Here is a 21,198-nt window from a genome sequence, read left to right as displayed (position 1 = left end):
TATTTGATAAAAATATAATATTTGCATAATATTATTCTGATAATCAGACAAAAATAAGCTTCAAAGTGAGTTAAAGGCTAGTAAGATATGGTTAATATAATAAAGAGAATTGTCGTATTGAGCGGTGTACCCTTTGTATTTTTTTTTTTTTTTTTTTTGCACAAGCAGTTGGAGATTTGCTAGAAACAGGACAAGTATCCGGCGATACCCAGACTGGAAATATCGCTTTCAGTTAGCATTTTTTTGTAAAAGTCAAGATCTAATCCTACAGACACTATAAAAACTATATCTGAATGTCTGATAAGTTATGACTGTCAGATGAGTATTCAAGATATAAGATTTCGTTATTCTTTTCAACATCTAACTTTTTACTATCCATAAAAGTCTGCATAGGCGTTTTACCATAGCGATATTTACCGGAATGTGATCTTTCGTTATTGTAATGCTCTAACCAAATATCAAGATCTAGTTGTAGATCATCAAGATCAGTATAAATCTTTTTACGCATAGCTGTATCAAAGAATTCTTGTTTCATAGTTTTATTAAAGCGTTCACACATACCATTTGTTTGAGGAGAATATGCTTTAGTAGTAGTATACTCAATACCCTCAATGCTTAAGAACAATTCAAAAGCATGATACTCTATATTGCCCTTATATTTACCACCTCTATCAGTTAGAATACGAAGTACTGGTATTTGCTGACTCTCATACCACGGCAGTACTCTATCATTAAGCATGTCAGTAGCGGTAAGAGCTGTTTTATCAGTATATAATTTAGCATCTGTAACCCTAGTATAGCTATCAATAAATACCTGAGAATATACCTTGTCTATACCTTTAAAATTACCTACATCATATGTGTCTTGGCATCCTAGATAATCTGGATGCTGTGTATCTATTTCTCCATGAGCTTCTTTCTCGCTACGCCGTTTCTCTAATACTTGTAACTGAGCTTCGGTAAGAACAATACCATCCTGAGCCATTTTTACTTCTAATGCTTTAAGTCTTTTATTGATATTATTTAAATCATTACGTAGCCAAATTGATCTAACCCCCCAGGTGATACAAGAATACCAGTCTTTTTAAGCTCATTTGATACTCGCATCTGACCATAAGCTGGGTATTCTACCGCCATATCTAATACTGCTCTCTCTACCGCAGGATCAACTCTATTTGCTATAATTAGCTTCTTCCGGCTAATCTCATATAACGCCTCTTCTCCCCCAGTTTCATATAGCTCTTTGAACCTATAATAACTGTCCCTGCTGTATCCCATAGCTTTACACGCTGACGATATACTTCCAAGACTCCTAGCTAATCCCAGTAATCCTATTTTTGGCTTTATTATTTTTTGATTTAGATTCATTTCTAATCCTCTATTTAATACTTATCTTATTTTACTAAATGTAAGATTGAATCTCAGCTATTACAGATTATGCTCTATGAAGATTTCTAAAAAGATTTAATTTTGGCTCTTTTTTGCTGCAAATTATAAGATTTTTCTGAAATATGAATAACTACCCCAGCAAAATCTTATTAATTTTCGCTAAAAAATATCTCAAAATAAAAGATCAATTAGAAATCTTCACAGAACCTAGACTACAAGTTATCTAATTTGTAGCTTTTTTCATATAAGTTATTGCACAAACTTATTATTTCATCCCTATATTTTTGTTTGTGTAAATATTTGCTTTTTAAATTTAGATTTTTAAAATCTTTATCTGTTAATGGCAGATATTTACAAATTTTCATTAAATCTTCGTCTAAAATAAAATGTTTTCTAGGAATATTTAAAACTTGAGTATTCTTTTCACGATAAGCTGCAAGTATTTGAATTTTGCGGTTAAAGCTCTCATCATCACTCCTATATTTTATTTTTCTCCAAGCATCTCTTGGTTCAACCTTATAATTTCTAATATCTAGCAAAGAGCTAAGAGTAGTTTGATATTTATTAGTTAAATTATTTCTAATAATTATACTATTTAGTTCTTTATATATCTTATATAAATATTCTACGTCTAACATAGCATAATTTAACATATCACTAGTGATAGGGCGTTTTAGCCAGTTAGATTTTTGATGAGTTTTATCAATAGTAATACCACAGAGCTTATAACAGAGATCATCATAGCTTAGCTGTTTACCGAATCCGCAAATATTTGCGGCAGTCTGTATGTCAAAAACATTAGAAGGTAGTGTTTTAAACAAATTATAGAAAATCTCTAAATCTTCACGAGGAGCGTGGAATATTTTAATAATATTATTATCTGCAAGCAGCTTATTAAAAATATTTAGATCCAAGTTACTTAGTACATCAATTATTCCGCAATAACTTTCTGCTTTAACTTGAATTATACTAAGCTGAGCATAATAGGTATAGCGACGCTCAAATTCCGTATCTATACTTAAGCATGCCTTACTTGCTAACCGGTTACAAAATTCTTCTAATGTTTTTTGATTATCGATAATTTGCATAGAAGAGATTTTATAAAGCTCCTATAATTTTTAAGAAAAGATTAGTATGAGATAAAGATAAAACCACTTCAAGACCTATTAAAATAATAATGATCCACTCAAGTTTGGTAGAATGCTTATAATTAAGATCGTTTGAAAGAATGTCTAAAAGCTCATGAATCATATTAAGACGATGATTCATTATATTTTGCCGTATTTCTATATCTTGAAATTCTGCCGTCATGAGATATAGAGGTTCATAGCTCGGACGACGCCAAAAGAATTCCGGAGTATCAAATATATCGCTATGCAAGCTAATAGAATAACGTTCGGTGAATAATATACCTATTTGTTGTAATATCTCCTTTTTAGAAAGTGAGACACTACCGGTTCTAGCTAGTTCCTGCTGTATAGGAGTTGTCTGAACAATCAAATTACTAACGGATTGCTCAAGAACACTAAGTTTAACCGATTGTGCAAGAGCATGAGAAATAGAGAGTTTGACAAAAACCGATTTATCAGCTAAGATTATTTTATTTTTTTCTTCATCAATAAAGGTTTTCTCGACTTCCGTATTATATTCAAAATAAATATAATCGGATACCGGTTCTTTAAGCTTGTTCACAGTTACTAAATCAGTATCGCTTAAAACTATTTTTTCTTGAATTTCATCGCCGCCCCAAATGGTTACGCAGCCAAACGGAAAGAAAAATATCTCTATAAAATCAGAATCTTTATTTATTTCTTTCCGAATATATAAAACATCGTCAAAATGCTGAGGTTCAAGACCGATCTTTTTTAAATTAGTAATTAGATCACTCATCTTATATTCAGAGGAAGTACAGTAAGATGAACATCTCATGATTTATTTTAAGTTTAATTTATATAAATTTAGAGTATAGTAGTTAGCAGCGTATAAAGTCAATCATTATAATTATGTACGAAATATTGAATAATAGAACAGTTATTAAAATAGTAGGCGGGGACTCGATAAAATTTTTACAAAATCTTGTTACTAATGATATTTGTAAGAGCAGCTACTGCTATACCTATTTACTTAATAATCAAGGAAAATATCTATTTGATTTTTTTGTGTATGTCCATAATCTTGAGGAAATTTATCTTGATATTGATAAAAGTAATAAAATTGCTTTGCTAGATCATTTAAATTTCTATAAACTTCGTTCCAAAATACAAATAATAGATTGTAGTGAAGAATATAAAATTGTATATTCGTATCAAAAATTAGATATAGATACGTTAATTACGGTTCGTGATCCGAGATATAAGTTATTGGGTTTTCGTTCAATAAATGAACTGGTTGTCATCCCGCGGCTTGACTGCGGAATCCAGAAAACAATTAAACAAGATCAGATCCCGCGATCAAGTCGCGGGATGACAGGAACGGAATCGACCCATGCAACAACATATCCCCGCGAAAGAGGGAATCCAGATTCCTTTAATAAAAAATTATACCTAGGAGACAAATATAATTTTGCAATAATAGATGGTGTAGAAGATTTAACTTTTGATAAATCTATTCCGATTTTATACGGCTGTGAAGAATTAAATGGCGTTAGTTATGATAAGGGTTGTTATGTTGGTCAGGAAGTTATTTCAAGAGCCAAATATCAAGGGGTTATAAGAAGAAGAATATATAAAATTACGTCCGAAGAAGATTTATCCTCATTAGTTAAAGATGAAGAAATACTCGCAGATAACGATAAAATCGGAGTAATATGCTCAAGTTATCGTAATAAAGCTATTGCTTTAATTAGAGAAGAAAAATATCTCACCAATAAAGAAGCTGATATTGTTGCTAAGGGAATTAAAATAAACTTATCTCTTGCTCCATGGTATTAAACAATAGTTTATTTTTTAATAATTTGCTTGACATTCATTAAGTTTTCATGTATTACGGTATTTTTATTAAATATAAATATTAGAGCTTTTATGTATACGCCTTTTTAATTGTTAAATTCAGGAAATATACAAAACATACAACAAATATCGATTATATTAAACGGAACTAATGTTAATGATATTAACAATAACCTTAATATTTTTGAAACTCTTTGTAATTTAATACCTAAACAACAGGGTAAGAATGCTAAAAGTATTTTAGAAAATATAATAGCCTTAAGGTGATGGATGTATTTCATAATAATCCTCCAAACCCAAATGGATAAATATTATAAAATAACTGAGAATCTAGTTAAATTTGGTGCTAATCCCTCGCTTGAAGCAAATAATACATTAAATTTATTAGCTACCGGTACTTTACAAATACAAATGTCCGATAATGGTCATAAATATTTAGCTACGACAAATTTTAAAACATTAACTGAAAATGTACATAAATTAGTGGAAAAAATATTAGAAAATTATGATCTAAGTACTTCTAATATTGGTAATAATGTAGGTCGCACCTCCATTTTACAGATGTGGATATTAAAAGGCTATACGTTCAATAAGAGTTCCGATGACTTTATCATGAATATCCAATGACTTGGAAAAACAAATTGTTTTACGTGCCAGTCTTTTGCATCTTGTTCTAAGATTTAAGTTACCCCGTTCTATCCGTTGAGTATATTTTTTACTAACAATGTGTTTTTTGGGATCTAATAACCCAGCATAACTTCCCTATCCATCTGTAAAGTAAAAAATAACCTTACTGTTTGAGGATTATAGACTATTCACGCTAAACTGCAATACGGAGGCACGACCCAACTTTATTTAAAGAAGATGGTTTATTAAAAGAACTAACCAAGCGTCTTGTAGAGAAAGCTTTACAGTCTGAGATGAATAATCATTTAGGATATAGCAAGTATAATCAAAGTGATGCTCAAAATGCACGTAATGGTTATAACACAAAAAATCTGATTACAAAGAATGGTGCTGTTGAGATTGAAGTGCCAAGAGATAGAAATAGTAGTTTTGAACCATCATTAGTAGCAAAGCGTCAAAGAAGACCTGGGCACTATCTTTGTATGCTAAAGGGATGAGTTTATTAGATATAAAATTACAGCTTCAGGAGTTATATGGAGCTGATGTAAGCGAGTAGATCCAGTATATGCTAAGTATTTTTGATTGTTTAATACGGTTAGGATTGTGAGTCAGTGAGAATGAGGGAGCTAAATTTTTGCTTGGTAATTTTACTAAGATGAGAAATAAAGGTATGCAGGACATACTGATAGCATGTAGTTAATGCTTACAAACAATTGTTCTATAATCTATATTATGGAAAATAGACTTTATAAGGTATGGGAACTATGCCACAAGTTTCGCAGTGAATCATAGGAATCGGACAACCCCAAAAACGCTGTCTTGAAATCCCCCAATCTTCCAATTTTCTCTAAAATAGATATAAGTTGGTTAAAAACCTTTTGCTGGTCTTGCGGCGAGTCCTCACTTAATTTCAATAGCCCATAACCACCTAATAGCGCATGCGTTAGACCGCTATCTCTAATATAAATTTTTGGTGATTTAACAAGTCTTTTCCCAATATTTGAATGAAAAGGATTTAATCTTCTGACAAGTAATAAATCAACTGAAGGATCAACATATTTTGTAATAGTAGGAGCAGTAACGGATAATCCTGAAGCTAGCCGTGATGCATTTAATATCGTACATTGATTATTAATAATGCCTCTAAGCCTGGAGTCAAGGCTCAGATAGTAGATATGTCAATCAATGGCTCTGGAGTTAGGGATACAGTAAGAGTATTAAAAGTGGGTATCAATACGGTTATCCGTGTTTTAAAAAAAATCTAGCGTTAAAAAAGATAAATCATTCTATCAATACGATAGAAGTAATTATTGCTCCTGAAATAGATGAACAATGGTCTTATGTACAGAATAAATCCAAACAAAGATGGCTTTGGTATTCTTTGGATAAGATTTTGTTAAAAGTAGTTGCTTATACTTTTGGTACAAGATGTGATAGCACATCAGAATCATTACTGAAAAAAACCGGAGGATTTTAAGGTTACTTTTTACTTTACAGATGGATAGGGAAGTTATGCTAGGTTATTAGATCCCAAAAAACACATTGTTAGTAAAAAATATACTCAACGGATAGAACGGGGTAACTTAAATCTTAGAACAAGATGCAAAAGACTGACACGTAAAACAATTTGTTTTTCCAAGTCATTGGATATTCATGATAAAGTCATCGGAACTCTTATTGAACGTATAGCCTTTTAATATCCACATCTGTAAAATGGAGGTGCGACCGGGTCATATTTTATTTGTTCGTCATTGCAAGGAAAGGCGAAACCTTGACGTGGCAATCTCAGGAATCTCGTACGACTTCATGAGACTGCCATGTAGTCTACGACTGCCCGCAATGACGTTTTTTCCTAATTCCCCGCTTTATTATACGGATTGTCATTTGCTACTTTAACATCCACTATTTTTCGTGTATTATCGTCAAAGAAAAAGGTTATTTGAAACTCATCTCCTACATTTAAATCTATTTTTGGGTCATTAAGCATAACATGCATGCCACCGGGCTTAAAATCAACGTTAATATTACCGGCAATTGAAAATGGATAATCCACTTTTACCATTTTACTAATCCCCTGATCATTAATTGTTTGATGAATTTCTATTCCACTTATTTTATCTGAAGATATATTCACTAAATTATAACTCTTACTTCTACTATTTATTAATGTAAAATACATAGCAGAATTGCTAACTTTACCTTGCACATTTGTTGTAGGTCTTGCCCAAGGCTGTGCAAAGTTAACCGCCGCCTCTGCAGGCAATAGATCATCAGGATGATCAGAAGAAGAATTTGTAGAATTAGAATTTTGAGCTGTTTGATTATCGGCATAACTTACTGTACAAATTAAAGTTATGAAACCGATTAATAAAGTTCTTAGCATAATAGTACCTTTGACAAATTAAAATAGAATACTAGCATAAGTTATTTTTTTTGCAAAATATAATTCTTACGCACCTCTTCATGAAATTTCTCTATTGCATAACGAACTGCGGTTCTTGGCATTTGTGGTATATAACAATCCAAAAAATCTATCAATTGTCTTTCATCCTTTTTGCCTGCTTCACGTAGCACCCAACCTACTGCTTTATGCATTAAATCATGTTTGTCGTTTAAGAGTAATTTTGCTATTTCAAAAGTTGTATCTAATTCATTATTTTTGATAATCTAAATTATAATAACTTTTAGCTATTTTACGTAAAACCGGCACGGTAACCCCAATAAACCAGTCATGCTCTCCATATCCTTCTTCCTTAGTTTTATAGAACGGCGTTCTACGTTCTACAGGAATAGTAGCATTCTCAAGTAAAATATTTCTAATTTGTTGTAAATTTTCTTTCATGTCCAATAAGCCATTTTTTACGATGTAACCCCCACCATATCCTCCAAGTGCACCATTGCTATTAATAATACGATGACAGGGAACAATTATTGCTAACTGATTCATGTCGTTAGCATTTGCGACAGCTCTATAGGAAGTAGGTTTGCCTAAAGCTTTAGCTTGATCTAAATAACTTCGTGTTTCACCGCACCAAGAGGGGTATCTAGCCAAGCCGCTTTTAAAATATTTAAATGCCGGTTAAATTTTGTCGGCGTTCCTTCCATTATTTTAGAAAAAGCATCTCGAAAACCGCTACTTGACTCATAGCCCATATCAATCTTGCTCTTGCATATTCTACAAATGTCATACCGAAACGTTTTTTAAATTGGCGACGTGCTGTAGAAGCATCTACAGATAGCTCATCAAAATCACTATCTTTCCACCTTTTAGCAGGCTCAAGCTCAATGGCATCAACAAGAGTACGAACTAAATCTGAAGCTTCGTAAGGATGAGAAAGAGGCTTGCAACGCTGACAAGGTCTGCATGAAGCATGCAAAGCTTCCTTAGCAGTTTTATAAAATTCACAATTTTCAAATTTAGGCTTTCGCGCAGGACAAGTCGGTCTACAAAATACCCCTGTTGTTTTAACTGCTACAAAAAAGATATTTTCATATCTGTCATCTTTATTAATTAATGCATTATAATATTCTTGCCTTTGAACCTCATTAAACATATTAATTTATCCTATAATATAAATTTATAATTATATTATAGGAGCTTTTTAAAACCCCTGTAACCGAAATTCAGGCATTGATTTTTTATTTAATAGCCTCTACCTTTATAAATTCTGCCTCCCATGCCCGATAAGCCATTTTTTACGATCTAGCACTGAACCGTAGCCGCCAAGCTTACCGTTATTATTGATGATGCGGTGACACGGAATAATTATAGCAAATTTATTTGCTCCATTAGCATTTGCAACAGCTCTATAAGATCTTTCCCTACCTATTAACTTAGCTTGAGCAAAGTAACTTCTTGTTTCATCATAAGGTACATTCATTAGCTCTTACCATACTAATTTTTAAAATTCACTTCCTAGAAGATATACGGGTGTATTAAATTTTTGTGAAGTACCGTTAAAGTATAATTTAAACTCCTCCTCTATTGATGAAATCGGTTTAGTGCGTTCTTCAGTAATAGCTGATTTTGTTTTAATCTTGAGTCTTTTAATTTTATGCTCTAACCCTTTACTTTCAGCAAAATCGAGCAAATAAAGCCTCTCTTCATCACTAATTGCTAACATTGAACCAAGAGGCGTATCAAGCCAAGCTGATTTTAAACTCATTTTTTACTCTAAATATAGTTTCCCAGTATTATAATATTGACTCTTTTATTTAACAATTCTATATTTTTAAAATTAACAATTTATAGGTAATTATTATGAAAAAAGCTCATGTTTTTAAATATTCGCAAGTAATTTTAACTAAGAGAGAACTCGCTGTAATAAAATTTAGCGAATATAGTGGAATAGGTATACCGGATATTGCTACTATAGCCATAAATGAGGAAAAACAAAACGGGGTAATAGATCAATATAAAACCGGTAAAATCACTACCGAAGAATTTCGTACAGAAATGAATGAATTAATTAAAAAAGCAGGCGGCACTCCTATTACAAATCTCGAAACATTCTATAAATGCTGGAATGCTATGTGTAAAGTAGAACCTGAAGAGCTAGCAGAGCTATATAACTTACAACAATCACAAAAACACAATTTTCATATTCATATTGTAGGCGGTACAAATGAATTACAGCATAATTATATTCAACAAGAAATACAAAAAGCTCCGATTAAACCTGATATCTCTTATACGCTTTCACATGAACTCGGTACATTAGATGAAAAGAAATTAAAACATTATACAGAAAGTGTTTTAACAGCTCAAAATTATGAACCGGTATGGCACACTGATAATCAACAAAACTATGAGCAAAACGCTTTAGATATATTAGGAGAATATTACGATAATCCGACTACAAATATTATATAAATATTGATAGCTTAAAAATTCTACAGTAGCGGATTATACAATAATTCGCTATTTTGCGTTATTTAAGCCAAATCATTTAGCTTCATGATCTTTAGCAAAATCAATTAAACTCTCCGCGACTTCGTTTAAATCTTCAGGCTTAAAAATGATACCCATTTTTCTCTCAACAACATCAAGAAAATAATCATCTAGCGAATTTCTCATCTCGTTTATGGCTTTAGTGTTTTTTGTCCAATGAACAATTATTTCCTGCTTAATTATGTCATAGGTATCAAGAGCAATTTGAATGACATTTTCACGCTGATTTTGATCTTTTCGATACTGTAAGAAGCTAAGTGATTTTCTATAAAAAGCTATTACTGTTTTGTTAGTGCTGAGCTCACTTGGCACATCATTTTTAAATTCAGCTCTTATTTCTGTAGCATTATTTAAAAAATCACTACTTGATAAACGTTTATTATAATGTTGTGTTATTGTTTTATTTATAAGTGTAGAAAATTTTTGGTAAAATGCAGGATTGATTTTAGCATAGTTGTTAATATTATCTTGTATCTGAGTATTAATTTGACTAGTCTTATCAGTGTCTGTAATGTCTGTTCTCGCAATAAATTGTTCATAGACATCAAACGGTTAAATTTTTCTAACAATAAATAAAAATTATTGCGTATAGTTTCATCGGATAAATGTTGTTCAAGCTGTTCAGAATCCTCGTTACTAGGTACATTTATAAAAATATCTTTAATTTCTTGCAGTAACGGAAAAAATTCTTCTATTTTATCGGCTACGGAAAATATAGCACCTTTTCTAACCCTTCATAGTCAATTATGTAGCCGTATTCTTTAACTTTTCCTTTTTCGGTCGTGCCTCCGTATTGCAGTTTAGCGTGAATAGTCTATGACTTTATCATGAATATCCAATGCCTTGGAAAAACAAATTGTTTTACGTGTCAGTCTTTTGCATCTTGTTCTAAGATTTAAGTTACCCCGTTCTATCCGTTGGTCGCACCTCCATTTTACAGACGTGGATATTAAAAGGCTATACGTTCAATAAGAGTTCCGATGACTTTATCATGAATATCCAATGACTTGGAAAAACAAATTGTTTTACGTGTCAGTCTTTTGCATCTTGTTCTAAGATTTAAGTTACCCCGTTCTATCCGTTGAGTATATTTTTTTACTAACAATGTGTTTTTTGGGATCTAATAACCTAGCATAACTTCCCTATCCATCTGTAAAGTAAAAAGTAACCTTAAAATCCTCCAGTTTTTTTCAGTAATGATTCTGATGTGCTATCACATCTTGTACCAAAAGTATAAGCAACTACTTTTAACAAAATCTTATCCAAAGAATACCAAAGCCATCTTTGTTTGGATTTATTCTGTACATTTTAACGCTAGATTTTTTTAAAACACGGATAACCGTATTGATACCCACTTTTAATACTCTTACTGTATCCCTAACTCCAGAGCCATTGATTGACATATCTACTATCTGAGTCTTGACTCCAGGCTTAGAGGCATTATTAATATATTACAGTTGAAAATATCGATTACACTGCTTGCATTGATATCTCTGTTGTTTTGAAATTGAATATCCCGCCTTTACTACTTTTTCTGTGTCGTTACAATATCTACACTTAACATCTATTCTTGATCTACACTTAACATATATTCTTGCCATAACTCCTTAACTATAATTCTCTCTTATTACTGTTTGAGGATTATAGACTATTCATGCTAAACTGCAATACGGGGGCACGACCCAAATCTAAAAGCAGCAAATCTAGCTGGAATTAATAAAGGAGGGAGCAGATTTTGATAAAGCAAAAACCGACGATGCTACAAAGATGCATGATACTAAAGGGAAGCTAGGGGGAATTTAGATCATCAAGATAAAGGCGGTAAAAAAACATCTGTCAATGTTAATGAACATGCTAAATTACAAGATAAAATTCATGCAAGAGAAAAAAGTGGTTGGTTTCTGAAAACCGGAGTAGGACAGCTTTGTACAAAACTTGCTAAAAGTACTACATCAGGAATTAGCAGCGTAACAAATTTTTTAACAAGTAAGAAATTTTTAGTAAGACTTGCCGTAGTAGCTGGTCTTGCAGTAGCAGCTGCACCTTTCGTAGCGATGCCTGTATTATTGGTCACCGACACGGCACTAGCTGCTAAAGCCGTTATTCTAGGAGCAGATATTTTAGCCGGAGGACTAGTAGCCACCGGAATTTATAAATTTACTCAAAAACTTTTACGAAATCTTCAGAAATCATTTAAAAACTTAACTAGTAGTATAGATAAATATATCTCACCGCCTCCTGAAAATATTGATGAATTAGTAACAGAAAAACAACAAGCAATACAAAAGGCTGATACAGAAAAATCTAAAGAAAGAGAAGAAAATTTAAATAATGTAAATAATAATATTGATAAAGCTAAGGAATGAGGTATTTTAAAACAAGCACAAAATAATTTAAACCAAGAAACGCCAAAAGTAGAAATAAAAGAAAAGAAGGGTAAAACTGTAGAAAAACAACAAACAAAATCTAATACATTCACAGCAAAATTTAATCCTAACACTAACGACAAAGGATTTGCTGCACGGGAAAAAGAAAAACAAATAAAATCATCACAACAAGCAGGTGGTAGAACTAAATAAGTGTTAAAAATAATATCCGGTAAATATAGAAACCACATTATACCTACCGCTAAGAATATCAAATATCGCCCTTCTACCGGTAAGATCAAAGAAGCAATATTCAGTATATTAACTTCCGGTGAGTTTACCGGTAATAAATTATTCAATGAGGGTACGCACATACTTGATTTATTTGCCGGTAGCGGTAGCCTTGCTTTTGAGAGCCTGTCAAGAGGAGTAGGTTTTGCCACCTTAATTGATATTGATACATCCTCATTAAAAATAGCAGAAGAATTTGCTAAATCCCTAAATATCAGTGATAAAGTTAATTTCGTTAATATTAATGCCTTAAATCTACCGAAAGCTACTAGACATCTTTTTAAACCAGCTTATAGAGAGGAATTTAAAGGAGACACGGAAGCACTTTCCACCGCAGCGTACATAGAAGTACGTGAGGATGCGAGTACCGGCTCGACGTCTAAATTAGCTCTAGAAGCGAAGTTTGGGAAGATGTCTAATAAAGCTTTTGATCTTGTCTTTATAGACCCTCCTTATCATAAGGATATAGTACCTAAAGTAATGAAATTACTTATAAACAATAATTGGCTTAAAGACGGTACTATCATAGTTATTGAGATGGCTAAACTAGATGATTATGTTTTAAATGAAAATATTGAAATATTACGCGAAAAACTATATGGTAAGAGTAAGCTGTTGGTTTTGAGGTATGGTTGTCATCCCGCCTACTTGTAGCGGGATCCAGTTAAAAATACTAAATTTATTAGTATTTTTTGTTTTTCTGGATGCCGCGGTCAAGCCACGGCATGACAAAGGAAAAATTTAACATGACCAAAGACAGAAAGCATTATATATGTTCTAATTGCGGAAATATTAGTCCTAAATGGTCAGGGCAATGCTTTGATTGCGGAGTATGGGGTAGTATTGTTGAAGAGATAGTAAGCGCGAATAAAGCAATTGTTAAAGTCGGTAGTAAACAAGATTTTGATAAGCTTTCTAATAACATAATGGAGCAGTTACGCATCCCTACCCCTATAGGTGAATTAAATAGAGTGCTTGGCGACGGTTTAGTACTTGGCTCTGCTATATTAATAGGAGGTGATCCCGGTATAGGCAAATCTACTTTGTTACTGCAGTTAGCAGCAAGTAACTTTGCATCAAAGATGAAGTGCTTATATATAACCGGTGAGGAGTCGCTTGATCAGATAAAACTCCGAGCTATAAGACTAAATCTTGCTAATAACAGTACAAATATTTTAGCAGCTACTAATTTAGAAGATATTATTGCAAGTATAGAAGCTAATAAGAATAATATTGATTTAGTGGTGATTGACTCTATTCAAACAATTACCACAAAAGAATTATCCTCATCTCCGGGTACTGTTTCTCAAATTCGTACATGTGCAAATGAGCTTGTTAATTATGCTAAGCAAAATAATATAATTATTTTATTAAGCTGTCACGTAACTAAAGACGGGCAGTTAGCAGGTCCTAAGATACTTGAGCATTTAGTTGATACTGTGCTATATTTTGAGGGAGATTATAATAATCACTTCCGTATTTTACGCTCATATAAAAACCGTTTTGGCGGTGTAGGCGAAATAGGAGTATTTGAGATGAGCGGTAGCGGGCTTATTGAGGTAACAAATCCGTCAGGACTCTTTTTAATGAAGCGAGAGCAAAACGTTATAGGTACGTCTATTTTTGCAGGAATTGAAGGTTTAAGACCGTTACTTATGGAAGTACAAGCCCTCATAGTCCCCTCAAATATGGTAACTCCTAGACGCTCTGCGGTGGGCTGGGATGCTAACAGGCTATCAATGATACTTGCCGTGCTTAGTAGTAGGATAGGTCTAAATCTTGCTAATTATGAAGTATATTTAAGCATTGCGGGAGGGCTTAAAATTGTCGATCCTGCTTCGGACCTTGCAGTAGCAGCGAGTTTAATATCTGCTGCAACCGGTAAGCCTATACCTGAACATAGCGTCTTTTTCGGCGAAATAAGCTTATCGGGTGAAATAAGAAAAACTGCAAAAGCAGAAACGAGGATAAAGGAAGCTGTAAAACTTGGATTAAATAAGATTATCTGCTCTAAACTTGAAAATTTAACTTATGACTTTATATCTTCCGTCTCACATTTAAAGGACTTAAAAGAGATAATTAAATGAAAACTTATACTGTAGTAAATTTGGAAGAAGCGCGTGATTTTTTATCTAATGTAGAAGAAAAGCCGATATTAACAAATCATGCCTCTAGTGTGAAGTATTACGGTATGCTAGTAATTGATTATATGTTTAAAACGTTAAGTAAAGAATTTCCGGAAAAAGTTTTAGATCTTACTGTAGATATAGGAGATGATCACGTCGCTTTATTTACTGCAATCAAGCTAGGGTATAAGAATATAGTATATACAGGTAATTCTGGGGAAGCTAGGAGATTGTTGTGCGGAGTGGAAAAACATTCTATGTCATACCGTGACTTGACCACGGTATCCAAAAAAAAATTAAAAGGGACTGAATCCCGCGATCAAGTCGCGGGATGACAAAGAAACCATGATTATCAAAGATATAGGAGTAATAATTGCTAAAAAACCCCTGAAAGAAAATATTTTTATTATTACGGTTTTTACTAAAAAAAATGGTTTATATTCAGGAGTTGCAAAAGAATCTTCTAAAAAAAGCAAATTTATATATCAAGAAGGGAATATTGTAGATTTTCTTTGGCAGGCAAGACTGCATGAACATATCGGAATGGCTAAATGTGAACTCATCAAATCTTACACCGGTCATTTTATTACAAATAAAGCTAAATTATATGCATTTAATTCCGTTATATCTTTAATTAAAGAGTTATTTCACGAAAGAGGAGGGTATTCTAATTTTTTTTCATTTCTAATTAACTATTTAGATAATTTATCAAAGAATTTTTGTTTTCGTGATTATATTAATTTTGAGCTAGCATTACTTGATATAGCAGGTTATAAACTCGACCTTAGCAAGTGTGCAGTTAGCCATACAACAACTGATTTAACCTATGTATCGCCTAAATCAGCTAGAGCATTATCACATGAAGTAGGAAAACCTTATAAAGATAAATTATTGATTTTACCAAGATTTTTACTATCAGATAATAGCGAAATTACATTAGAAGAAAAGAGACAAGCTTTAACTCTAACAAACTATTTTTTTAATAGATATTTATTGCATAATAATAGACAGGTTGAAGCACGCCAAGCTTTTATGAGGTACGTACTTAATCGGTGTCATACCTAGCTAAAAGCGGTCTTGTTGTATGAATCGGTTTTTCGTCATTGCGAGAAGAATTACGTAGTAATTCGACGAAGCAATCTCAGAGGATATTTGACGAGATTACCACGCAGCCTAATAAGGCTGCTCGCAATGACGATTAAGTATCGACGCAACAACGCTTTTACAGGAATGACATGTAGCAACAAATAATATAATAATCTATGAAAATACTAGCATTTGACACAGCCAATAATACTGCGTCGGTAGCAATATCTGAAAATGAGAATATCCTTGCATATACGGAAGAACTACGCCCTTCTATGCAAGCAGAAAATCTAATGCCGATGATAGAAGAAGCCTTAAAAGAAGCTAAATGTTCATATGATGATCTAGATTATTTAGCGGTAACTCTAGGTCCCGGTAGCTTTACCGGTATTAGAATAGGACTTGCTAGTGCTAAAGGTATATTATTTGCCAAGGAAAATATTAAAGCAGTAGCGGTTAGCAATTTTGAATATGCCTATTTTAGAGCCATAACTCAAGTTAAAGACCATGATAAAATATATGTCTTTTTAAATGCTTATCGCTCACAGCTTTATATGCAAGTTTTTCATAAATCAGGAAAAATAGAGGAGCCGTTATTGATAGATTTCGAGTATGCTATAAAGCTGCTTGCAAATGAGAAGGGGAATATAGTTTGTTGCGGTAGCGGACTTGAATTTATTTATCCTCAAATTACTCATTTATCGAGTATAATAACCTTGTTGCGTTTTGCACGAGTTAAAGCCTGGGTTATTTGTAGATATATTACTAGTAGGTTGCTTAGTGGTATAAAGTTAAATAGCTCTATCGAACCGCTTTATGTACGTCCGCCTGATGCTAAACTAGCAATCAATTACGTCATTCCTAGCTAAAAGCAGGAATCCATTTTTTAGTTATCCCGCGGCTACGACCACGGGATCTTGTATCACAGGCTGTGCTGAGATTCTGCAATCAAGTTGCGTGATGACAATAATTTCGCTTTTTACTAGATTCCTGCGGTCAACGAAATGACATAATAGCTTTATTATACGTATACTACATCATCTTCACAATCAAAGACCCCAAAATCATTATAAGATAATGTGTAGAGGATTAGAGATGAATCTAAATCAAAAAATAATAAAGCCAAAAATAGGATTACTGGGATTAGCTAGGAGTCTTGGAAGTATATCGTCAGCGTGTAAAGCTATGGGATACAGCAGGGACAGTTATTATAGGTTCAAAGAGCTATATGAAACTGGGGGAGAAGAGGCGTTATATGAGATTAGCCGGAAGAAGCTAATTATAGCAAATAGAGTTGATCCTGCGGTAGAGAGAGCAGTATTAGATATGGCGGTAGAATACCCAGCTTATGGTCAGATGCGAGTATCAAATGAGCTTAAAAAGACTGGTATTCTTGTATCACCTGGGGGGTTAGATCAATTTGGCTACGTAATGATTTAAATAATATCAATAAAAGACTTAAAGCATTAGAAGTAAAAATGGCTCAGGATGGTATTGTTCTTACCGAAGCTCAGTTACAAGTATTAGAGAAACGGCGTAGCGAGAAAGAAGCTCATGGAGAAATAGATACACAGCATCCAGATTATCTAGGATGCCAAGACACATATTATGTAGGTAATTTTAAAGGTATAGACAAGGTATATTCTCAGGTATTTATTGATAGCTATACTAGGGTTACAGATGCTAAATTATATACTGATAAAACAGCTCTTACCGCTACTGACATGCTTAATGATAGAGTACTGCCGTGGTATGAGAGTCAGCAAATACCAGTACTTCGTATTCTAACTGATAGAGGTGGTAAATATAAGGGCAATATAGAGTATCATGCTTTTGAATTGTTCTTAAGCATTGAGGGTATTGAGTATACTACTACTAAAGCATATTCTCCTCAAACAAATGTATCGCACCTCCATTTTGCAGATGTGGGTATTAAATGCTATACGTTCAATAAGAGTTCCGATGACTTTATCATGAATATCCAATGACTTGGAAAAACAAATTGTTTTACGTGTCAGTCTTTTGCATCTTGTTCTAAGATTTAAGTTACCCCGTTCTATCCGTTGAGTATATTTTTTACTAACAATGTGTTTTTTGGGATCTAATAACCTAGCATAACTTCCCTATCCATCTGTAAAGTAAAAAGTAACCTTAAAATCCTCCAGTTTTTTTCAGTAATGATTCTGATGTGCTATCACATCTTGTACCAAAAGTATAAGCAACTACTTTTAACAAAATCTTATCCAAAGAATATCAAAGCCATCTTTGTTTGGATTTATTCTGTACATAAGACCATTGTTCATCTATTTCAGGAGCAATAATTACTTCTATCGTATTGATAGAATGATTTATCTTTTTTAACGCTAGATTTTTTTAAAACACGGATAACCGTATTGATACCCACTTTTAATACTCTTACTGTATCCCTAACTCCAGAGCCATTGATTGACATATCTACTATCTGAGTCTTGACTCCAGGCTTAGAGGCATTATTAATATATTACAGTTAAAAATATCGATTACACTGCTTGCATTGATATCTCTGTTGTTTTGAAATTGAATATCCCGCCTTTACTACTTTTTCTGTGTCGTTACAATATCTACACTTAACATCTATTCTTGATCTACACTTAACATCTATTCTTGCCATAACTCCTTAACTATAATTCTCTCTTATTACTGTTTGAGGATTATAGACTATTCATGCTAAGCTGCAATACGGGGGCGCGGCCAAATTGTTAATACTGTTGGTCCTCTTAGTATTTCACATTTCGGACAATTACCTTCGGTTACGGTATCATTTAACATACAAGATGGATATTCAATTAGTGACGCCGTTCCAAAAGTTAATGAGGCTTTAAGAGAGCTACAAATGCCTGCAACCATAACAGGCAGCTTCCAAGGCGCAGCTCAAGCACTTCAGTCGTCTTTTTCCGATCTTGGCTTATTGCTCGGACTTGCCGTTATAGTTATTTATATAATTCTTGGCATGTTATATGAGAGTTTTGTACATCCTATAACAATCCTTTCGGGGCTACCTACGGCTATATTTGGAGCATTACTTACCTTGCTAATATTTAATAGCGAACTTGATATGTACGGATTTGTTGGGCTGATTATGCTAATTGGTATAGTTAAGAAAACGCTATCATGATTATTGACCTTGCTTTAGAACTTGAGAGAACCGGCAATAAATCTTCGCATGAAGCAATCTATGAAGCATATATAATAAGATTCAGACCTATTATAATGACTACCTTAGCTGCATTAATGGGAGCTATGCCCATTGCTCTTGGAGTCGGAGCAACAGGAGCAGAGCGAAGGTCGCTAGGGCTTGCCATAGTCGGTGGTCTACTCACTTCACAATTAACTTACTCTTGGTCGCCCCCCCGTATTGCAGCTTAGCATGAATAGTCTATAATCCTCAAACAGTAATAAGAGAGAATTATAGTTAAGGAGTTATGACAAGAATAGATGTTAAGTGTAGATCAAGAATAGATGTTAAGTGTAGATATTATAACGACACAGAAAAAGTAGTAAAGGCGGGATATTCAATTTCAAAACAACAGAGATATCAATGCAAGCAGTGTAATCGATATTTTTAACTGTAATATATTAATAATGCCTCTAAGCCTGGAGTCAAGACTCAGATAGTAGATATGTCAATCAATGGCTCTGGAGTTAGGGATACAGTAAGAGTATTAAAAGTGGGTATCAATACGGTTATCCGTGTTTTAAAAAAATCTAGCGTTAAAAAAGATAAATCATTCTATCAATACGATAGAAGTAATTATTGCTCCTGAAATAGATGAACAATGGCCTTATGTACAGAATAAATCCAAACAAAGATGGCTTTGGTATTCTTTGGATAAGATTTTGTTAAAAGTAGTTGCTTATACTTTTGGTACAAGATGTGATAGCACATCAGAATCATTACTGAAAAAAACTGGAGGATTTTAAGGTTACTTTTTACTTTACAGATGGATAGGGAAGTTATGCTAGGTTATTAGATCCCAAAAAACACATTGTTAGTAAAAAATATACTCAACGGATAGAACGGGGTAACTTAAATCTTAGAACAAGATGCAAAAGACTGACACGTAAAACAATTTGTTTTTCCCAAGTCATTGGATATTCATGATATATACTAAAAGACTTGTATAAGTTCTTTATAAAATCGCTATCTGAATTTGAAAGCATAAAATATACACCTTCCTTATTTAATTCTCTGCATTTTTTGTAAAGGTTAACCTGATCTGCCTCTGTAAAGCCAAGCTTTGTATATTTTTATAATTTTTAAATGACTATCAGAACAATATTGACTACCTCTATCAGTATGCCAAATAAGCCCTTTTGCTGGTTTACGTTGCCATATTGCCATTAATAAAGCATTATTAACCAAATCAGCTCTCATGTTATTACTCATAGACCATCCTATAATTTTTCTAGAAAATAGATCAATAACAGTTGCTAAATATAGCCAGCCTTCACCAGTTGGCACATAGGTTATGTCTCCAACCCAATAACAATTAGCAGCATAAACTGTAAACTCTCTATTTAATAAATTAGGAGCAATTTGCTTATTATGATTAGAGTCAGTAATGGCTTTAAATTTACGTTTAGTTTTACATAGCAAATTAGCTTCTTTTATTAGTCTTGCAATGCGTCTCCTACTAGCAGTTATATCTTGCCGTGATAGTTCCTTTTTAATAGGTCTAGTTCCATAATTACCTCTACCTTCTTTAAAGATAATTTCAATTCTGTTTGTTAATTCATTACCTTCTTTAACCCTATTACATCCAAGATTATTTAACCATTCATAATAACCATTACGTGATACTTTCATAAATTTACACATAGCAGAAATGGAAAAATTACCTCTGTTTTCCTTTATCCATGCGTACCTTATTGGGATTCTTTTGCAAAGTACGCGGCAGCCTTTTTAATAGATCACGTTCTTGTGTTACTCTATCTAGTTCTTCTTCAATCTCCTTAATTCATCATACAGATGTTCTTCATATCTCATTACTTCCTTGAGTTTTGAATGTTTATTAACCCAATTATATAGACTATACTTCGTAATTCCTAGTTCTCTAGCTGCTTGAGCAAAAGGTTGCTTAGACTCAATAGCTAATCTAATCGCTGATTCTTTAAATTCAGCTGGATATATCTTTGGCTCTATATCCGGCATTTTTATCCCTACTGTTAATATCGTCTATTATTAACTTTCTGGAAAACTATAGCCGCATCAGTCTTGTTAAGGTATATGAAACGTGCTGCTATCTCAATAGGGTTATCGCTATTTGCGTTCTTTCTAACAGCATAGTAATAATCTTTAGAGTGATTAGCTTTATGCTTAGCTAACAGCTCAATTAATGGTCGAGCTCCATCCTTAACTGCCTTGTAATGAGTGC

Annotated in this window: 25 protein-coding genes and 11 pseudogenes; 18 read left to right on the top strand and 18 right to left on the bottom strand. The window is 33.1% G+C overall.

Annotation, left to right across the window (positions count from 1 at the left end; translation table 11 throughout):
* Positions 1 to 283 precede the first annotated feature (283 nt).
* The 3 genes and pseudogenes from AAGD46_RS04190 to AAGD46_RS04180 all read right to left on the bottom strand — a co-directional run bounded on the left by AAGD46_RS04190 (position 284) and on the right by AAGD46_RS04180 (position 3,279).
* Positions 284 to 1,368 (bottom strand): annotated as a pseudogene (locus AAGD46_RS04190) (IS481 family transposase).
* A gap of 233 nt (positions 1,369 to 1,601) precedes the next feature.
* Entirely contained in the window at positions 1,602 to 2,477 is an 876-nt protein-coding gene (locus AAGD46_RS04185; protein WP_341786654.1) for a ribonuclease D, read from the bottom strand.
* 10 nt (positions 2,478 to 2,487) lie between these two features.
* Positions 2,488 to 3,279 (bottom strand): RMD1 family protein, encoded by a 792-nt coding sequence (locus AAGD46_RS04180; RefSeq protein WP_341786653.1) that lies wholly within the window; start codon positions 3,277 to 3,279, stop codon positions 2,488 to 2,490.
* Positions 3,280 to 3,392: 113 nt separating this feature from the next.
* Between AAGD46_RS04180 and AAGD46_RS04175 the strand changes: the two genes are divergently transcribed.
* Positions 3,393 to 4,319 (top strand): folate-binding protein YgfZ, encoded by a 927-nt coding sequence (locus AAGD46_RS04175; protein WP_341786652.1) that lies wholly within the window; start codon positions 3,393 to 3,395, stop codon positions 4,317 to 4,319.
* A gap of 318 nt (positions 4,320 to 4,637) precedes the next feature.
* The gene (locus AAGD46_RS04170) at positions 4,638 to 4,964 is read left to right on the top strand and encodes a hypothetical protein (protein WP_341786651.1); all 327 of its coding nucleotides are present in this window, start codon (positions 4,638 to 4,640) and stop codon (positions 4,962 to 4,964) included.
* Here AAGD46_RS04170 and AAGD46_RS04165 read toward each other — a convergent pair.
* Positions 4,908 to 5,063, bottom strand: a complete 156-nt coding sequence (locus AAGD46_RS04165; protein WP_410525971.1) for an IS1 family transposase — start codon at positions 5,061 to 5,063, stop codon at positions 4,908 to 4,910. The genes AAGD46_RS04170 and AAGD46_RS04165 overlap by 57 nt on opposite strands.
* A gap of 104 nt (positions 5,064 to 5,167) precedes the next feature.
* Between AAGD46_RS04165 and AAGD46_RS04160 the strand changes: the two genes are divergently transcribed.
* Positions 5,168 to 5,461: a transposase gene (locus AAGD46_RS04160; RefSeq protein ID WP_341787894.1), complete on the top strand. Its 294-nt coding sequence runs from the start codon at positions 5,168 to 5,170 to the stop codon at positions 5,459 to 5,461.
* Positions 5,462 to 5,709: 248 nt separating this feature from the next.
* Here AAGD46_RS04160 and AAGD46_RS09010 read toward each other — a convergent pair.
* Both AAGD46_RS09010 and AAGD46_RS09005 read right to left on the bottom strand, forming a co-directional pair.
* Positions 5,710 to 5,808: pseudogene (locus AAGD46_RS09010) on the bottom strand (class I tRNA ligase family protein); the annotation flags it as partial.
* A 130-nt stretch (positions 5,809 to 5,938) separates the two neighbouring features.
* Positions 5,939 to 6,082 (bottom strand): annotated as a pseudogene (locus AAGD46_RS09005) (DUF4143 domain-containing protein); the annotation flags it as partial.
* A gap of 57 nt (positions 6,083 to 6,139) precedes the next feature.
* Here AAGD46_RS09005 and AAGD46_RS04155 point away from each other — a divergent pair.
* The 3 genes from AAGD46_RS04155 (at position 6,140) to AAGD46_RS08995 (ending at position 6,661) form a co-directional block, all read left to right on the top strand.
* Positions 6,140 to 6,229, top strand: coding sequence for an IS1-like element transposase (locus AAGD46_RS04155; RefSeq protein WP_341786649.1), 90 nt, complete (start codon positions 6,140 to 6,142; stop codon positions 6,227 to 6,229).
* Positions 6,230 to 6,240: 11 nt separating this feature from the next.
* Positions 6,241 to 6,441 carry an IS1 family transposase gene (locus AAGD46_RS09000; RefSeq protein WP_410525965.1) on the top strand — a complete coding sequence of 67 codons (201 nt, stop codon included), beginning with the start codon at positions 6,241 to 6,243 and terminating at the stop codon, positions 6,439 to 6,441.
* 64 nt (positions 6,442 to 6,505) lie between these two features.
* Positions 6,506 to 6,661, top strand: coding sequence for an IS1 family transposase (locus AAGD46_RS08995; RefSeq protein WP_410525951.1), 156 nt, complete (start codon positions 6,506 to 6,508; stop codon positions 6,659 to 6,661).
* Positions 6,662 to 6,816: 155 nt separating this feature from the next.
* Here AAGD46_RS08995 and AAGD46_RS04150 read toward each other — a convergent pair whose 3' ends face one another.
* The 6 genes and pseudogenes from AAGD46_RS04150 to AAGD46_RS04125 form a co-directional block, all read right to left on the bottom strand.
* Positions 6,817 to 7,347: a copper chaperone PCu(A)C gene (locus AAGD46_RS04150; protein WP_341786647.1), complete on the bottom strand. Its 531-nt coding sequence runs from the start codon at positions 7,345 to 7,347 to the stop codon at positions 6,817 to 6,819.
* A gap of 41 nt (positions 7,348 to 7,388) precedes the next feature.
* Positions 7,389 to 7,628: pseudogene (locus AAGD46_RS04145) on the bottom strand (DNA alkylation repair protein); the annotation flags it as partial.
* Entirely contained in the window at positions 7,618 to 7,806 is a 189-nt protein-coding gene (locus tag AAGD46_RS04140; RefSeq protein WP_341786645.1) for a DNA alkylation repair protein, read from the bottom strand. The gene AAGD46_RS04140 and the pseudogene AAGD46_RS04145, both read right to left, overlap by 11 nt.
* Positions 7,781 to 7,992: pseudogene (locus tag AAGD46_RS04135) on the bottom strand (methylated-DNA--[protein]-cysteine S-methyltransferase); the annotation flags it as partial. The gene AAGD46_RS04140 and the pseudogene AAGD46_RS04135, both read right to left, overlap by 26 nt.
* 76 nt (positions 7,993 to 8,068) lie before the next feature.
* On the bottom strand, positions 8,069 to 8,518 hold the full coding sequence (locus AAGD46_RS04130; RefSeq protein WP_341786644.1) for a bifunctional transcriptional activator/DNA repair enzyme AdaA: 450 nt from the start codon (positions 8,516 to 8,518) through the stop codon (positions 8,069 to 8,071).
* 105 nt (positions 8,519 to 8,623) lie between these two features.
* A pseudogene (locus tag AAGD46_RS04125) lies at positions 8,624 to 9,130 on the bottom strand (methylated-DNA--[protein]-cysteine S-methyltransferase).
* A gap of 95 nt (positions 9,131 to 9,225) precedes the next feature.
* Here AAGD46_RS04125 and AAGD46_RS04120 point away from each other — a divergent pair.
* Positions 9,226 to 9,837 (top strand): hypothetical protein, encoded by a 612-nt coding sequence (locus AAGD46_RS04120; protein ID WP_341787963.1) that lies wholly within the window; start codon positions 9,226 to 9,228, stop codon positions 9,835 to 9,837.
* Between the two features lie 72 nt (positions 9,838 to 9,909).
* On the opposite strand, the gene AAGD46_RS04115 is transcribed toward AAGD46_RS04120, so the two are convergent.
* The 3 genes and pseudogenes from AAGD46_RS04115 to AAGD46_RS04105 all read right to left on the bottom strand — a co-directional run bounded on the left by AAGD46_RS04115 (position 9,910) and on the right by AAGD46_RS04105 (position 11,483).
* Positions 9,910 to 10,359, bottom strand: coding sequence for a hypothetical protein (locus tag AAGD46_RS04115; protein ID WP_341787893.1), 450 nt, complete (start codon positions 10,357 to 10,359; stop codon positions 9,910 to 9,912).
* 356 nt (positions 10,360 to 10,715) lie between these two features.
* Positions 10,716 to 10,829, bottom strand: a complete 114-nt coding sequence (locus tag AAGD46_RS04110; protein ID WP_410525970.1) for an IS1 family transposase — start codon at positions 10,827 to 10,829, stop codon at positions 10,716 to 10,718.
* A gap of 35 nt (positions 10,830 to 10,864) precedes the next feature.
* A pseudogene (locus tag AAGD46_RS04105) lies at positions 10,865 to 11,483 on the bottom strand (IS1 family transposase).
* Positions 11,484 to 11,600: 117 nt separating this feature from the next.
* Here AAGD46_RS04105 and AAGD46_RS04100 point away from each other — a divergent pair.
* The 7 genes and pseudogenes from AAGD46_RS04100 to AAGD46_RS04070 all read left to right on the top strand — a co-directional run.
* Positions 11,601 to 12,494: pseudogene (locus AAGD46_RS04100) on the top strand (hypothetical protein); the annotation flags it as partial.
* Positions 12,495 to 13,226, top strand: coding sequence for an RsmD family RNA methyltransferase (locus tag AAGD46_RS04095; protein WP_341787855.1), 732 nt, complete (start codon positions 12,495 to 12,497; stop codon positions 13,224 to 13,226).
* Between the two features lie 92 nt (positions 13,227 to 13,318).
* Positions 13,319 to 14,659, top strand: coding sequence for a DNA repair protein RadA (radA, locus tag AAGD46_RS04090; RefSeq protein WP_341787892.1), 1,341 nt, complete (start codon positions 13,319 to 13,321; stop codon positions 14,657 to 14,659).
* Entirely contained in the window at positions 14,656 to 15,033 is a 378-nt protein-coding gene (locus AAGD46_RS04085) for a hypothetical protein (RefSeq protein WP_341787854.1), read from the top strand. Before radA ends, AAGD46_RS04085 begins: the two co-directional genes overlap by 4 nt.
* A 10-nt stretch (positions 15,034 to 15,043) precedes the next feature.
* Positions 15,044 to 15,763 carry a DNA repair protein RecO gene (gene recO, locus AAGD46_RS04080; protein WP_341787853.1) on the top strand — a complete coding sequence of 240 codons (720 nt, stop codon included), beginning with the start codon at positions 15,044 to 15,046 and terminating at the stop codon, positions 15,761 to 15,763.
* A 197-nt stretch (positions 15,764 to 15,960) separates the two neighbouring features.
* Positions 15,961 to 16,653, top strand: a complete 693-nt coding sequence (tsaB, locus tag AAGD46_RS04075; RefSeq protein ID WP_341787852.1) for a tRNA (adenosine(37)-N6)-threonylcarbamoyltransferase complex dimerization subunit type 1 TsaB — start codon at positions 15,961 to 15,963, stop codon at positions 16,651 to 16,653.
* A 226-nt stretch (positions 16,654 to 16,879) separates the two neighbouring features.
* Positions 16,880 to 17,685, top strand: a pseudogene (locus AAGD46_RS04070) (helix-turn-helix domain-containing protein); the annotation flags it as partial.
* 42 nt (positions 17,686 to 17,727) lie between these two features.
* On the opposite strand, the pseudogene AAGD46_RS04065 reads toward AAGD46_RS04070, so the two are convergent.
* Positions 17,728 to 18,434, bottom strand: a pseudogene (locus tag AAGD46_RS04065) (IS1 family transposase); the annotation flags it as partial.
* An 81-nt stretch (positions 18,435 to 18,515) separates the two neighbouring features.
* On the opposite strand from AAGD46_RS04065, the pseudogene AAGD46_RS04060 reads away from it, so the two are divergent.
* The 4 genes and pseudogenes from AAGD46_RS04060 to AAGD46_RS08980 all read left to right on the top strand — a co-directional run.
* Positions 18,516 to 19,189, top strand: a pseudogene (locus AAGD46_RS04060) (efflux RND transporter permease subunit); the annotation flags it as partial.
* Positions 19,190 to 19,443: 254 nt separating this feature from the next.
* Positions 19,444 to 19,587: an IS1-like element transposase gene (locus tag AAGD46_RS08990; protein WP_341786690.1), complete on the top strand. Its 144-nt coding sequence runs from the start codon at positions 19,444 to 19,446 to the stop codon at positions 19,585 to 19,587.
* Positions 19,544 to 19,744 carry an IS1 family transposase gene (locus AAGD46_RS08985; RefSeq protein ID WP_410525969.1) on the top strand — a complete coding sequence of 67 codons (201 nt, stop codon included), beginning with the start codon at positions 19,544 to 19,546 and terminating at the stop codon, positions 19,742 to 19,744. Before AAGD46_RS08990 ends, AAGD46_RS08985 begins: the two co-directional genes overlap by 44 nt.
* 64 nt (positions 19,745 to 19,808) lie before the next feature.
* Positions 19,809 to 19,925: an IS1 family transposase gene (locus tag AAGD46_RS08980; RefSeq protein ID WP_410525968.1), complete on the top strand. Its 117-nt coding sequence runs from the start codon at positions 19,809 to 19,811 to the stop codon at positions 19,923 to 19,925.
* Between the two features lie 105 nt (positions 19,926 to 20,030).
* On the opposite strand, the gene AAGD46_RS04050 is transcribed toward AAGD46_RS08980, so the two are convergent.
* Positions 20,031 to 20,651, bottom strand: coding sequence for an IS3 family transposase (locus AAGD46_RS04050; RefSeq protein WP_341787891.1), 621 nt, complete (start codon positions 20,649 to 20,651; stop codon positions 20,031 to 20,033).
* 105 nt (positions 20,652 to 20,756) lie between these two features.
* On the bottom strand, positions 20,757 to 20,975 hold the full coding sequence (locus AAGD46_RS04045; RefSeq protein ID WP_341786680.1) for a transposase: 219 nt from the start codon (positions 20,973 to 20,975) through the stop codon (positions 20,757 to 20,759).
* Positions 20,976 to 21,198: the final 223 nt, after the last annotated feature.

Source organism: Rickettsia endosymbiont of Cantharis rufa (assembly GCF_964026445.1).
Classification (GTDB): domain Bacteria; phylum Pseudomonadota; class Alphaproteobacteria; order Rickettsiales; family Rickettsiaceae; genus Rickettsia.
The sequence above is the reverse complement of the archived record's forward strand: the minus strand, read 5'-3'. Positions and strand labels throughout refer to the sequence as shown.

Bases quoted from the DNA above. Each gene is read 5' to 3' on its own strand.
- tsaB (WP_341787852.1), top strand. From the start codon at position 15,961: ATGAAAATACTAGCATTTGACACAGCCAATAATACTGCGTCGGTAGCA.
- radA (WP_341787892.1), top strand. From the start codon at position 13,319: ATGACCAAAGACAGAAAGCATTATATATGTTCTAATTGCGGAAATATT.
- AAGD46_RS04085 (WP_341787854.1), top strand. From the start codon at position 14,656: ATGAAAACTTATACTGTAGTAAATTTGGAAGAAGCGCGTGATTTTTTA.
- recO (WP_341787853.1), top strand. From the start codon at position 15,044: ATGATTATCAAAGATATAGGAGTAATAATTGCTAAAAAACCCCTGAAA.
- AAGD46_RS04185 (WP_341786654.1), bottom strand. From the start codon at position 2,477: ATGCAAATTATCGATAATCAAAAAACATTAGAAGAATTTTGTAACCGG.
- AAGD46_RS04045 (WP_341786680.1), bottom strand. From the start codon at position 20,975: ATGCCGGATATAGAGCCAAAGATATATCCAGCTGAATTTAAAGAATCA.
- AAGD46_RS08990 (WP_341786690.1), top strand. From the start codon at position 19,444: ATGTCAATCAATGGCTCTGGAGTTAGGGATACAGTAAGAGTATTAAAA.
- AAGD46_RS04120 (WP_341787963.1), top strand. From the start codon at position 9,226: ATGAAAAAAGCTCATGTTTTTAAATATTCGCAAGTAATTTTAACTAAG.
- AAGD46_RS04140 (WP_341786645.1), bottom strand. From the start codon at position 7,806: ATGAAAGAAAATTTACAACAAATTAGAAATATTTTACTTGAGAATGCT.
- AAGD46_RS04150 (WP_341786647.1), bottom strand. From the start codon at position 7,347: ATGCTAAGAACTTTATTAATCGGTTTCATAACTTTAATTTGTACAGTA.
- AAGD46_RS04130 (WP_341786644.1), bottom strand. From the start codon at position 8,518: ATGTTTAATGAGGTTCAAAGGCAAGAATATTATAATGCATTAATTAAT.
- AAGD46_RS04175 (WP_341786652.1), top strand. From the start codon at position 3,393: ATGTACGAAATATTGAATAATAGAACAGTTATTAAAATAGTAGGCGGG.
- AAGD46_RS04170 (WP_341786651.1), top strand. From the start codon at position 4,638: ATGGATAAATATTATAAAATAACTGAGAATCTAGTTAAATTTGGTGCT.
- AAGD46_RS04155 (WP_341786649.1), top strand. From the start codon at position 6,140: ATGTCAATCAATGGCTCTGGAGTTAGGGATACAGTAAGAGTATTAAAA.
- AAGD46_RS04180 (WP_341786653.1), bottom strand. From the start codon at position 3,279: ATGAGTGATCTAATTACTAATTTAAAAAAGATCGGTCTTGAACCTCAG.